A 12,949-nucleotide genomic window follows, 5' to 3' on the forward strand; every position below is an offset into this window, starting at 1 on the left:
AAGCTTTGCCGAACCAAATGCACGGTCCAGCCGTTTCTCAATCCCGATCAGGAGATCACGTGACATGAAGACGCTTGGTGCAGTGGTGGCGGTCGGCCTCGCCCTGATGGGCTCGGCCTCGGCGCAATCCTACGGCGAACGCGATTACGGCTCCCGCGACCGTGGCTCGCGCTACGAGGAACGCGACCGCGATTACGGGGATCGCGGCGGCTACGAGGACAGGGGTCGCGGCCGCGCCGAGCGTGGTGGTGGTGGATTCGACGAGCGCGAGTACCTGCGCTGCAACGCCGACGTGCGCCGCGCGGTCGAGCAGGGCAAGATGCCGTCGGGCGCGATCCATTACCGGAACTTCGGCCGTCGGGAAGGCCGCCGTCTGAGCTGCTGATCCCGAGCGCGTATCCGGCGCCGGACCGGTCCTGGCACGGGACGATGGCGGACGCGGATGCGCGGAAAATCGGCCGACCCACGTCGGGCGCAGACGTAGACCGCGCGTCGAGGCTGTCCCGCCTTGACGTGCCGGCGGCACTCGCCGCCGGCCCTGCAACATCCCGTGTCCGGAGATCGAACGGCGATGCGTGACCTGAAGACTTTGCGGGACGTCTCCGGCCTTGGCGACGGGCCTGCGCGCCTCTCGGGCTCGGCCCTGGTGATGATCGACCTCCAGAATACCTACCGCGAGGGTGTGATGCGCCTCGATAACGTCGAGCCCGCAATCGCGGCGGCCAGCCTGCTCCTCGACCGCGCCCGACAGGCCGGCGTGCCGGTCTTCCATATCCAGCACAATGCGGGCCCCGGCTCGCCCTACGACGTTTCGGCGCCCATCGGCGCGATCAGCGAGGCGGTCGCTCCCATCGGCGACGAGCCGGTGATCGTGAAGGCCTACCCGAACGCCTTCATGGGCACAGACTTCCAGGCTCGCCTGGAGGCGGCGGGCGTCACGTCCCTGATCCTCGCCGGCTTCATGACCCATATGTGCATCAACTCGACGGCCCGGGGCGCCTTCAATCTCGGATTTAGTCCCACCGTGGTCGCCGAAACCACCGCGACGCGGGCGTTGCCGGGTCTCGACGGATCGGTCGTGCCGGCCGCCGCCCTCCAGGCCGCCAGCCTCGCGACCCTCGGGGACCTGTTCGCCGTGATCGCCCCCCGGGTCGCGGATATCGCCGACTGACAGATCCGCGCCGGGGACACCCCTCCGGCGGAACTCCCGGCAGTGGCGACGGTTCGGCTCGGTACAACCGGAGCCGAAGCCCATGAAGAGCGCCACCGTCGCGGACCTCATCGTCGACACCCTCGGCCAAGCCGGCGTGCGGCGCATCTACGGCATCGTCGGCGACAGCCTGAACGCGCTGACGGAATCGCTCCGGGCACGGGGCACCATCGATTGGATCCACGTGCGCCACGAGGAGGTCGCGGCCTTCGCGGCCGGGGCCGACAGCCAGCTCTCCGGCAAGCTCGCGGTCTGTGCCGGCTCCTGCGGCCCGGGCCATGTCCACCTCATCAACGGGCTCTACGATTGCCACCGCACCCGCACGCCGGTGCTGGCGATCGTGGCCCATATCCCGACCGCCGAGATCGGCTCCGGGTACTTCCAGGAGACGCATCCGGGCGAGTTGTTCCGCGAGTGCAGCCATTACTGCGAGATGGTCGGCGACGCCTCGCAGCTGCCGCAGGTGCTCGAGAACGCCATGCGGGCGGCGATCGGCCTGAGCGGCGTCGCGGTGGTGATCATCCCAGGCGACGTCGCCTTGATGGATGCGCCCCCGCGCAGGGTCGCGCCGAATCCGGGCCTGATCCCGCCGAGGCCCGTCGTGCGCCCCGCCGAGACGGACCTCGACGCCCTCGCCGAACTCCTCAACGGTTCGGAGCGGATCACGCTGCTCTGCGGACGCGGCTGCGCCGGGGCGCATGCCGAGTTGCTGCAACTGGCCGCAGCCCTCAAGAGCCCGATCGTCCACGCCCTCGGGGGCAAGGACGTGGTGGAATACGACAATCCCTACGATGTCGGCATGACGGGGCTGATCGGCTTCTCGTCGGGCTACGCCGCCATGATGTCCTGCGACACCCTGCTGATGCTGGGCACCGACTTCCCCTACCGGCAATTCTACCCCCAGGACGCGAAGATCGCGCAGGTGGATGTGCGGCCCGAGCAATTGGGGCGGCGCTGCAAGCTCGATCTCGGCCTCGTCGGCCACGTGGACGACACCATCCGGGCGCTGCTGCCGAAGCTCGCCGTGAAGGCCGAGCGCCGGCACCTCGACGCCGCCTTGAAGCATTACGCGAAGGCGCGCGAAGACCTCGACGATCTCGCCACCGGCATGCCGTCCAAGGGCTGGTTCGGGCTGAAATCGGGCAGGAGCCCGATCCACCCGCAATATCTCACCAAGGTTCTCGACGAGGCGGCGGCGGACAACGCGATCTTCACTGCGGATGTCGGCACGCCGACGATCTGGGCGGCGCGCTACCTCAAGATGAACGGGCGGCGCCGGCTGATCGGCTCCTGGGTCCACGGCTCGATGGCCAACGCGATGGCGCAGGGGATCGGCGCACAGACGGCGTTCCCCGGCCGGCAGGTGGTGTCGCTCTCCGGCGATGGCGGCTTCGCCATGCTGATGGGCGACCTCCTCACCCTGCGCCAGCAGAACCTGCCCCTGAAGGTCGTGATCTACAACAACGGCACGCTCGGCTTCGTCGAGCTGGAGATGAAGGCCGCCGGCTACATCGAGACCGGGGTCGCCCTCGACAACCCGGATTTCGCCGCGATGGCGCGGGGCGCCGGCATCCACGCCGTGCGGGTCGAGGACCCCGCCGAATTGGAGGCGGCCGTGCGCGAGGTCCTGGCCCATCCCGGCCCGGCGCTTCTCGACTGCGTGGTGGCGCGCCAGGAACTCTCGATGCCGCCCAAGATCGACGGCAAGCAGGCCAAGGGCTTCAGCCTCTACGTGTTGCGGGCGGTGATGAGCGGGCGCGGGGATTCCGTCCTCGACCTCGCCAAGACGAACCTGCTCCGTTAGACCGGACCGCAGGGTAGAACCTTTCCAAAGCGGCCGGGCAGACGCCAAGCCGGCCGCGCAGACAAGAAAACGCCATGCGCATCGGACTGTTCGTGCCGTGCTACGTCGATGCCTTCGAGCCGGAGGTGGGCATCGCCACGCTGGAACTGCTCGAGCGCTTCGGACTCGACGTCCAGTATCCGTTCGACCAGACCTGCTGCGGCCAGCCAATGACGAACACCGGCTGCCACGCGGAGGCCGCCGCCACCGAGGCCCTGTTCGTCAAGAACTTCGCCCCGTTCGACTACGTCGTTGCCCCGTCCGGCTCCTGCGTGCATCAGGTGCGCGAGCACCTCACCGCGATCCCGCAGACCGACGAGGTCAAGGCGGTGCGGGCCAAGACCTTCGAACTCGTCGAGTTCCTGCACGACATCCTCAAGGTCGAGGAATTCCCCTGGGCGGAATTTCCGCACAAGGTCGGCTACCACGGCAACTGCAACGCGCTGCGCGGCATCCACCATGCCCGGCCGTCGGAATTGAACGCGCCATTCTTCTCCAAGCCCCTCGATCTCCTCAAGAAGGTCAAGGGCATCGAGATCGTGGCCCCGGCCCGACCCGACGAGTGCTGCGGCTTCGGTGGCACCTTCTCGGTGTTCGAGCCCGCCGTCTCGGCCAAGATGGGCTACGACAAGGTCTCCGACCACGCCCAGGCGGGGGCCGAATACGTCGTCTCGGCGGATTCCTCCTGCATGATGCACCAGAAGGGCTGCGCCGCGCGCATCGGCGTCCCCCTCAAGTTCATCCACATCGCCCGCATCCTTAATGGAGCGACCGCATGAGCGCGTCCGACGATCTGCAGCCGCGCGGGGACGCACGCCGCGACGGCGTGATTCATCCGGAGGTGATCGCGAGCCGCGACGAGAGCGCGAGGAGCCAGGACGGCGAGCGCCTCCAGCACGCGGAGGGCGCCTCGAAGCCCATCGCGGCCAAGGCGCCCCGCGAGGCGCAGCCGCGCGGCGCCAAGATCCGGGGCGACCGCCCCATCGACCAGGCCGAGGCCGCCGAGCGCTTCCTCGCCGCGCCGCTGCACCAGAAGGCGCACGATGCCCGTCTCTGGGATCTGCGCACCAAGCGCGACACCGCCGCCTTCGGCATCCCCGAATGGGAGGAGCTTCGCGAGATCGCCTCGCAGATCAAGACGCACACCCTGGCGAATCTCGACCGCTACCTCGAGGAATTCGAGGCCAACGCCAAGGCGAACGGCGTCCACGTGCACTGGGCGGCGGACGGGGCCGAGCACAATCGGATCGTCCATGGCATCCTCAAGGATCACGGTGCGAAATCGCTGATCAAGTCGAAGTCGATGCTCACCGAGGAATGCGGTTTTCGCCATTACATGGCCGGCACCGGCATCGAGGTGATCGAGACCGACCTGGGCGAGCGTATCCAGCAACTCGACAACGAGGAACCGAGCCACGTCGTCGTGCCGGCGGTGCACAAGACCCGCTTCGACGTGGCCGAGGTCTTCGCCCGCACCATGGGAACGGACCCCGAGAACGACGACGCCAAGTACCTCGCCGAGAGCCAGCGCATGCACACGCGCCCGCTCATCCTGGAGGCGGACGCCGGGTTGACGGGGTGCAACTTCGCCATCGCCGAGACCGGCACGGTGGTGACCTGCACCAACGAGGGCAACGCCGACCTCTCGGGCAATGTGCCGAAGCTCCAGATCCACTCCATCGGCATCGAGAAACTGATCCCGCGCATCGAGCACCTCGGCGTGTTCCTGCGCCTGCTCTCGCGCTCGGCGCTCGGCTCGCCGATCACCCAGTACACCTCGCATTTCCGCGCGCCCCGAAAGGGCACCGAGATGCACATGGTGCTGGTCGATAACGGCCGCTCCGAACGGCTCGGGATGGAGGAGTTCTGGACCTCGCTGAAATGCATCCGCTGCGGCGCCTGTATGAACACCTGCCCGGTCTACCGGCGCAGCGGCGGTCTGAGTTACGGCGCGACCTATTCGGGGCCGATCGGGCTCATCATCGACCCGACCTTCAACAAGCGGAAATACTCGACGCTGCCGTTCTCCTCGACCATGAACGGCTCCTGCACCAACGTCTGCCCGGTCAAGATCAACATCCACGAGCAGATCTTCGCTTGGCGCAAGGTGCTGGCCGAGGAGCACCAGATCCCGCTCCTGAAGCAGGGCATGATGAAGGCGGCGGGGCAGGTCCTGAGCCGTCCGGCGACCTACCGGGCCGCCATCGGCGCCGCCGATTCCGCCCTCAAGGTGCTGCCGCGCTTTGCCATCTACAACCCGCTCAACACCTGGGGGAAGGGCCGCGAGATGCCGGAATCGCCCCGCCAGACCTTCCACGCCTGGTACAAGCAGAACCGCATGACCAAGGCCGGCGGCAAAAAGACGGATGCCGCCAAGTGAACGTGCGCGAGGAGACGCTGGCGCGCATCCGCCGGAACCGTCCGGCGGGTGATCACCCCCTGCCGGAGGTGCCGGACTTCGCGCCCCTCGTCGGCCAGGATCACGTCGCCGAATTCGGCGAGCGCCTGAAGCGCATGGGGGGCCGGCTCGCCGACGTGATCCCAGGCGCCGACCCCTTCGCCAGCGTGCGCGAGCGCCTGGAGGCGGCGAAGGTCGTGGCCTCGGCCGTGCCGGAGATCGCGGGCAATCGCGATCTTGGCGCCGTCGCCCGTCCGCAGGATCTCGCCGATGTCGATGTGGCCGTCGTGCGCGCGGTCTTCGGCGTCGCCGAGACCGGTTCGGTTCTGTTCACACAGGCCGAGTTGCAGGTGAACGCGGTCGCCTACCTCGCCCAGCACCTCGTGGTGCTGCTCGATCCGGCCGACATCGTGGTGAACATCCAGGCGGCCTATCGCCGCCCGGATTTCGCCCATGCCGCCTACGCGGTCCTGCACACCGGCCCCTCGGCCACCGCCGACATCGAGGGCGTGTTGATCCACGGCGCGCAGGGCGTGCGCTCGCTCACCGTCATCCTGATCGCGCGCTCGGTCTGACCGTGCGCCGCGTTGGCGGTGTCGAACACGACGCTCGGATCAGGCGAGTTCGAGCGCTTTCTGCTGATCGGCCGGGATGAGCTTGCGCATCCGCTTGGCGAGCGTGTTCGGTGCATTGCAGATCGTGACCAGACGCCAGACGATCGACCATCCATCCTGCACCGTCGCCTTCGTGAACGAGTAGTTGCCCTGCACCGGTTTGCGGATGCCGTTCTGGTCGGCAAGGTAATATTGCCAGACCGAGTAGGGGTTCGGAGTGGGATCCGTGAAGCTCTGGGCGAGGCGGTAGAACCCGGCCGGATAGGGAATTCCGGTCCGCCCTTTGAAGGGCTTCAGGTGATTGATCCCGATCGAGTTCACGATCGTGTTCTGGTCGAAAACGATGGACGTGTAGTAGAAACTCGGATCCACCCGGAAGAGATACTGCATGATCTCCCCAACTGTGTTTCCCTGCACCTTCGTGAGGTCGACCTGCGTGCTGTAGAAGACACCAACGACACTGAATGAAACGGCCATCTCTTATCCCTTCGGCAAGCGTGGATTCCGCCAAGCCGCCGCCGATGCAGCGTGACGTTGCCGTCCCGATCCTCGCCAGGAAGGGGGCGTCCCCGAATCACTTCGGAGACACGCTAAGGTCTTCATTTTCGCGCGCTTATGCAACCTGAGATTACATTCGCGCGGAATGCGCGCGCCTTTTCCGGTCGGCGCGTTCGGAATTTCCGCGGAGCGCGGAGAAGGTGTTTGTTCCTGCGCGCTCGGAGGCGTGATCCTTGCTATGCTGAAGGCCATGAGACGCCGGCAAGGAGCGGATGGTGCGCTATCAACTGGGCTGCAATTTATCCTACAACATCCTCTCGGAGACGACGTTCATCTTCAATCTCGAAGTCGCGCGCCTGCGCAGCGTCGAGATCCTCAGTGAAAGCTTGGCTCTGTCGCCGAACCTGAAGCGCGACATCTACATCACGCCGGATCTTCAGAACCGCTACCTCGGCGTCAACGTCCCGGTCGGGCAGTTCTCACTCGAATACAGTGCCGAGGTCGAGTTGACCGTGCACCGGGCTGATCCGGCGACGGTCAATGAAACTCCGATCTCGCAGCTGCCCCTCGACATCCTGCCCTTCCTGCTGCCGAGCCGCTTCGTCTCCTCCGACCGCCTCGCGCCCTATGCGCTGGCCGAGTTCGGCGCCCTGCCGAAGGGGCACCAGCGGGTCAACGCGATCTGCAACTGGATCCACGACCACCTGACCTATCAGCCGGGTTCCAGCGACGGCGAGACCACCGCCCACGAGAGCCTGCTGAAGCGCGCGGGCGTCTGTCGCGACTTCGCGCATATCGGCACAGCTTTCTGCCGGGCACTCGGCATCCCCGCCCGCTTCGTGAGCTGCTACGCGCACGGCCTCGTGCCGAGCGACTTCCACGCGGTGTTCGAGGCCTATCTCGACGGACGCTGGTGGCTCTTCGACGCCACGCGGCAGGCCGATCTCGACGGGCTCGTGCGCATCGGCGTGGGGCGCGACGCGGCCGAGATCGCCTTCTCGACGCCCTGGGGCAACATGCAGCCCGTCAACCAGCAGATCCGGATCGCCCGTGCGGACGGGCAGGGCAGCCCGCCCCAGCGCACCGTGGACGCGATCTCCACCGAGGAGCCCGCGCCGCACGCCGGCGCGGCCTGACACGTCCCCGGGATCACGGGAGCCCGGTATGCCGTGATCCGGGCCCTGCGAAGTCCCGGCCGTGCCCCAGCCCTTGCCGGAGGCGGCGCGAACCCAATGTCGGTGCTGCAGGAGCGCGCTGAGCCATGGCCTATCGTCACGTCGTCGGCCCCCGGACCCACGTCTTCGCCGATCTGCCGGCCCTGATGGCGAAGGCCACGCCGGTGCGCTCGGGCGACCGGCTCGCCGGCATCGCGGCGGAATCCGCCGAGGAGGCGATGGCCGCCCGCTGGTGCCTCGCCGAGGTGCCGCTCAGCGAGATCCTGGCCAGACCCCTGATCCCCTACGAGGACGACGACGTCACCCGCCTCATCCTCGACACCCACGATGCGGGCGCCTTCGCGGAGATCGCTCATCTCACGGTGGGCGACTTCCGCGAGTTCCTGCTCACCGCGTCTCCCGAGACGCTGACCCGGATCGCACCCGGCATCACCCCGGAGATCGCGGCGGCCGTCTCGAAGATCATGCGCAACCAGGATCTGATCCTGGTGGCGCGAAAGTGCCGGGTGGTCACGCGCTTTCGCAACACCATCGGCCTGCCCGGGCGCCTCGCGGTGCGGCTGCAGCCCAACCACCCGACCGATGACGCCGCCGGCATCACCGCCTCGATCCTCGACGGCCTGTCCTATGGCTGCGGCGACGCGGTGATCGGCCTCAACCCGGCCTCGGACTCGGTCTCGACCCTGAGCGGCCTGCTCCACCTGTTCGACGACCTGATCCGGCGCCTGGAAATCCCGACGCAGGGGTGCATCCTCACCCACGTCACCACGACCCTCGAGGCGATGAACCGAGGCCTGCCGGTCGATCTCGTGTTCCAGTCGATCGCCGGCACGCAAGGCGCCAATGCCAGCTTCGGCGTGACCCTGCCGATCCTCAAGGAGGCGCACGAGGCGGCGCTCGCCCTCAAGCGCGGCACGGTCGGCGACAACTGCATGTATTTCGAGACGGGGCAGGGCTCCGCCCTCTCGGCGGGCCAGCACCACGGTATCGACCAGCAGACCCTGGAGGCCCGGGCCTACGCTGTGGCGCGCCCCTTCCGGCCGCTCCTCGTCAACACGGTGGTGGGCTTCATCGGACCGGAATACCTCTACGACGGCAAGGAGATCATCCGGGCGGGGCTGGAGGACCATTTCTGCGGCAAGCTCATGGGCGTGCCGCTGGGCTGCGACGTCTGCTACACCAACCATGCCGAGGCCGACCAGAACGACATGGACACGCTGCTGACCCTGCTGGGGGCGGCCGGCTGCAACTTCATCATGGGCGTGCCCGGCGCCGACGACGTGATGCTGAACTATCAATCCACCTCGTTCCACGATTCGCTCTACCTGCGCGAGGTGCTCGGCCTCAAACGCGCGCCGGAATTCGAGGCGTGGCTCGCGCAGATCGGCCTCACCGACGCGGCGGGCGCCCTGCTGCCGGATGGCCCGAGCGCCCGCCTGATCGCCGCCGCGCCCGGCCTCTCGGACCGGGGCCTCGCCGCATGAGCGGGGACGGGACACAAGAGGACCCCTGGGCCCGCCTGGCGCGGCTCACGCCCGCACGGATCGGCCTCGGTCGGGCCGGTTCCGGCCTGCCGACGCGGGAAGTCCTCCGTTTCGGCCTCGCCCATGCCCAGGCCCGCGACGCCGTCCACACGCCCCTGGATGGCGACGCCGTCACGGCCGAAATCGCCGCCCTCGGCTTCGAGACCCTGGCCGTGGCTTCCGCCGCCCCCGACCGGGCCACCTACCTGCGGCGACCAGATCTCGGTCGCGCCCTCAGTGAGGCTTCCCGCGCGGCGCTCGGCGCCCGGTCGAACACATCGGTCGATCTCGCCCTCGTCGTCGCGGACGGGCTCTCGGCCCGGGCCGTGCACGAGGGCGCCGCCGGCTTCCTCGCGGCGTTCCGGCCCCACATCGCGCGCGCCGGCTGGCGCCTCGCCCCCGTTGTGGTGGCGACGCAAGGCCGGGTCGCCCTCGGCGACGGCATCGGCGCGGCGCTGAAGGCCCGCGCCGCGGTGGTCATCATCGGCGAGCGGCCCGGCCTGTCCTCCCCGGACAGCCTCGGGCTCTATCTCACCTTCGAGCCCCGCGTCGGGCGCTCGGATGCCGAGCGCAACTGCATCTCGAACGTGCGCCCGGCCGGGCTCTCGCATGACATCGCCGCGTTCAAGCTCGACTGGCTCCTGACCCAGGCCTTCGCCCTCGGCCTCTCAGGTGTGAACCTGAAGGACGGCAGCGGGCCGGCGCTGGAGGCGGCCCCGAGCCCTGTCATGATCGAGAACGGCACCCAGGGGTAGGCGGCGCATTCGACCGTTCGTTCCGCGCGTCTCCAGCGTCGAAGCGTGGCTGTGGCGAGGTCGCAACACCCCAAAAGCATCCAGACTTTGCCTTGGGAGCCCCCTCCCGCCGCCGCGATCCCGCCATAAACCGGGGCCACCTCAGGATGCGCGGTAAACGATAGTCCTCCCAACGCTTTACCGCGGGGTTCAGACGCTTTCCGAGAACCGGTCCCGTGAGATCGTCCGCCGTCCATCCGGGCAGCGTGCGGTCCCGTGCCGGCGGTCGCCCTGAAGTCATCCGAAGTGTAGCAGGCCAGGGCGGCGAGAAGACGATGGACGCGCGTATCACCGACAAGTCGAAGCTTCCGAGCCGCCACGTCACGGAGGGGCCCGAGCGTGCCCCGCACCGCTCGTACCTCTACGCGATGGGCCTGACGCGCGAGCAGATTCACCAGCCGCTGGTGGGTGTCGCCTCCTGCTGGAACGAGGCCGCGCCCTGCAACATCTCGCTGATGCGCCAGGCGCAGGCGGTCAAAAAGGGCGTGGCCGCCGCCAACGGCACGCCGCGCGAATTCTGCACGATCACGGTCACCGACGGCATCGCCATGGGGCACGCGGGCATGCGCGCCTCGCTGCCGTCCCGCGAAGTCATCGCCGATTCCGTCGAATTGACCATGCGCGGCCACGCCTACGACGCCCTCGTGGGTCTGGCCGGCTGCGACAAGTCGCTACCCGGCATGATGATGGCGATGGTGCGCCTCAACGTGCCGTCGATCTTCATCTATGGCGGCTCGATCCTGCCCGGCTCGTTCCGCGGCCGTCCGGTGACTGTGCAGGACCTGTTCGAGGCGGTGGGCAAGGTCGCGGTCGGCGACATGTCCCTCGACGACCTCGACGAACTGGAGCAGGTCGCCTGTCCGTCGGCCGGCGCCTGCGGCGCGCAGTTCACCGCCAACACCATGGCCACCGTCTCGGAGGCCATGGGCCTCGCGCTGCCGTACTCGGCCGGCGCCCCGGCCCCTTACGAGATCCGCGACAGATTCTGCATGACCGCGGGCGAGAAGGTGATGGAGCTCATCGCCAAGAACATCCGCCCGCGCGACATCGTCACCCGCAAGAGCCTGGAGAACGCGGCGGCCGCCGTCGCGGCCTCGGGCGGCTCCACCAACGCGGCGCTGCACCTGCCGGCGATCGCGCATGAATTCGGCATCAAGTTCGACCTGTTCGACGTCGCCGAGATCTTCAAGCGCACGCCCTACATCGCCGACCTGAAGCCGGGCGGCCGCTACGTCGCCAAGGACATGTTCGAGGTCGGCGGCATCCCGCTCCTGATGAAGACGCTCCTCGACCACGGCTTCATGCACGGCGACTGCATGACCGTGACCGGCCGCACCATGGCAGAGAACATGGAGCGGGTGCACTGGAACCCCGACCAGGACGTGGTCCGCGCCGCCAACACCCCGCTGACGCCCACCGGCGGCGTCGTCGGCCTGCGCGGCAACCTCGCCCCCGAGGGTGCCATCGTGAAGGTCGCCGGCATGGCGGTCGAGAAGCAGGTCTTCACCGGTCCCGCCCGCGTGTTCGACGGCGAGGAGGCCTGCTTCGAGGCGGTCCAGAAGCGCACCTACAAGGAAGGCGAGGTGCTGGTCATCCGCTACGAGGGCCCCAAGGGCGGCCCCGGCATGCGCGAGATGCTCTCCACCACCGCGGCCCTCTACGGCCAGGGCATGGGCGACAAGGTCGCGCTGATCACCGACGGACGCTTCTCGGGCGCCACGCGCGGTTTCTGCGTCGGCCATGTCGGACCCGAGGCCGCCATCGGCGGGCCGATCGGCCTGATCCAGGACGGCGACGTGATCACCCTGGATGCCATCAAGGGAACCCTCGACGTGGCGGTCTCGGACGAGGAATTCGCCACGCGCCGCGCCGCCTGGACGCCGCGGACCAACTCGGCGACCTCCGGCTACCTGTGGAAGTACCAGCAGACCGTCGGTCCGGCGGTGAACGGCGCGGTGACCCATCCGGGCGGCGCCGAGGAGACCCACACCTATGCGGACATCTAGGACCGCCCTCGGCCGCGCCTCGCGGCCGGCACGGGCCGCCCGGGATCGGCCGCTGGCGGTTACGGGCCGGCGCCTCGCCGTGGCGGCCGGGCTCCTGCTCCTCGGCGCGGTGCCCACGGCGGCGCTCGACGCCACCGCGCGCACCCCCGTGCCCGCGGGCAGCTACCGCAACGCCCGCGAGGCGTTGCGGACGGGCGTTCGCGACTACAATGCCGGCGACAAGGAAGGGGCGGCCCGCGCCCTCGAATACGCCGCCGACCAGGGCCATGCCCTCGCGCTGTGGAAGCTCGGCCGGATGTATGCCGAGGGCGACGGCGTGCCCCACGACGACCTCAAGGCCTTCGAGTTCTTCTCGCGGATCGCCGACGACACCACCGACGAGGGGCCGGACGCCCAGAACTCGGGCGTGGTGGCGAGCGCCTTCACGGCGCTGGGCGCTTACTTCCTCGACGGGATCAAGGGCACCTACGTGCGCCCGAACCCTGAGCGCGCCTACGACCTGTTCAACTACGCGGCGTCGTATTTCGGCGACCCGAACGCGCAGTACAATCTCGGTCGCCTCTACCTCGACGGCACCGGCGTGGATTCCGACGCGCGGCAGGCCGCGCGCTGGTTCAACCTCGCCGCCGAGAAGGGCCATGCCCCGGCCCAGGCGCTGCTCGGCCAATTGCTCGTCAACGGCCAGGGCGTGCCGGCCCAGCGGGCGCGCGGACTGATGTGGCTGTCGCTCGCCCGCGACTCCGCGCAAGGGCGCAAGGACGAGTGGATCGCCGCCCTCTACGACAAGGCCTGGGCCTCCGCGAGCGAGGAAGACCGCGCCGCCGCCCTGGCGCAGGCCTCTCAAACCACCGCGCAGGTCACCGGCTCGGCGCGCCGCCGACGCTGAAC

General features: G+C 68.6%; 12 protein-coding genes. 11 read left to right on the plus strand and 1 reads right to left on the minus strand.

Annotation, left to right across the window (positions count from 1 at the left end; translation table 11 throughout):
* Positions 1-64 precede the first annotated feature (64 nt).
* From JWQ05_RS03310 to JWQ05_RS03335, 6 genes are all read left to right on the plus strand, one after another.
* Positions 65-385, plus strand: a complete 321-nt coding sequence (locus JWQ05_RS03310; protein ID WP_299654428.1) for a hypothetical protein — start codon at positions 65-67, stop codon at positions 383-385.
* 186 nt (positions 386-571) lie between these two features.
* Positions 572-1,171 carry a cysteine hydrolase family protein gene (locus JWQ05_RS03315; protein ID WP_299654431.1) on the plus strand — a complete coding sequence of 200 codons (600 nt, stop codon included), beginning with the start codon at positions 572-574 and terminating at the stop codon, positions 1,169-1,171.
* A gap of 82 nt (positions 1,172-1,253) precedes the next feature.
* Positions 1,254-3,014, plus strand: coding sequence for a ubiquinone-dependent pyruvate dehydrogenase (gene poxB, locus JWQ05_RS03320; protein ID WP_299654434.1), 1,761 nt, complete (start codon positions 1,254-1,256; stop codon positions 3,012-3,014).
* A 74-nt stretch (positions 3,015-3,088) separates the two neighbouring features.
* On the plus strand, positions 3,089-3,832 hold the full coding sequence (locus JWQ05_RS03325) for a (Fe-S)-binding protein (protein WP_299654437.1): 744 nt from the start codon (positions 3,089-3,091) through the stop codon (positions 3,830-3,832).
* Entirely contained in the window at positions 3,829-5,433 is a 1,605-nt protein-coding gene (locus tag JWQ05_RS03330; RefSeq protein ID WP_299654440.1) for a lactate utilization protein B, read from the plus strand. Before JWQ05_RS03325 ends, JWQ05_RS03330 begins: the two co-directional genes overlap by 4 nt.
* Positions 5,430-6,026, plus strand: coding sequence for an LUD domain-containing protein (locus JWQ05_RS03335; protein WP_299654443.1), 597 nt, complete (start codon positions 5,430-5,432; stop codon positions 6,024-6,026). The genes JWQ05_RS03330 and JWQ05_RS03335 overlap by 4 nt, the downstream gene beginning before the upstream one ends.
* A gap of 39 nt (positions 6,027-6,065) precedes the next feature.
* On the opposite strand, the gene JWQ05_RS03340 is transcribed toward JWQ05_RS03335, so the two are convergent.
* Positions 6,066-6,542, minus strand: a complete 477-nt coding sequence (locus JWQ05_RS03340; RefSeq protein WP_299654446.1) for a hypothetical protein — start codon at positions 6,540-6,542, stop codon at positions 6,066-6,068.
* 296 nt (positions 6,543-6,838) lie between these two features.
* Here JWQ05_RS03340 and JWQ05_RS03345 point away from each other — a divergent pair, with 296 nt between their 5' ends.
* From JWQ05_RS03345 to JWQ05_RS03365, 5 genes are all read left to right on the plus strand, one after another.
* Positions 6,839-7,699, plus strand: coding sequence for a transglutaminase family protein (locus JWQ05_RS03345; RefSeq protein ID WP_299654461.1), 861 nt, complete (start codon positions 6,839-6,841; stop codon positions 7,697-7,699).
* Positions 7,700-7,824: 125 nt separating this feature from the next.
* Positions 7,825-9,222, plus strand: a complete 1,398-nt coding sequence (locus JWQ05_RS03350; protein ID WP_299654449.1) for an ethanolamine ammonia-lyase subunit EutB — start codon at positions 7,825-7,827, stop codon at positions 9,220-9,222.
* Complete coding sequence (gene eutC / locus JWQ05_RS03355) at positions 9,219-10,016, plus strand: ethanolamine ammonia-lyase subunit EutC (protein WP_299654452.1); 798 nt, start codon at positions 9,219-9,221, stop codon at positions 10,014-10,016. Before JWQ05_RS03350 ends, eutC begins: the two co-directional genes overlap by 4 nt.
* 314 nt (positions 10,017-10,330) lie before the next feature.
* On the plus strand, positions 10,331-12,061 hold the full coding sequence (gene ilvD / locus JWQ05_RS03360; protein WP_299654455.1) for a dihydroxy-acid dehydratase: 1,731 nt from the start codon (positions 10,331-10,333) through the stop codon (positions 12,059-12,061).
* Entirely contained in the window at positions 12,048-12,947 is a 900-nt protein-coding gene (locus JWQ05_RS03365; RefSeq protein ID WP_299654458.1) for a tetratricopeptide repeat protein, read from the plus strand. Before ilvD ends, JWQ05_RS03365 begins: the two co-directional genes overlap by 14 nt.
* Positions 12,948-12,949 lie beyond the last annotated feature (2 nt).

It is taken from the genome of Methylobacterium sp., assembly GCF_028290105.1.
GTDB lineage: Bacteria > Pseudomonadota > Alphaproteobacteria > Rhizobiales > Beijerinckiaceae > Methylobacterium.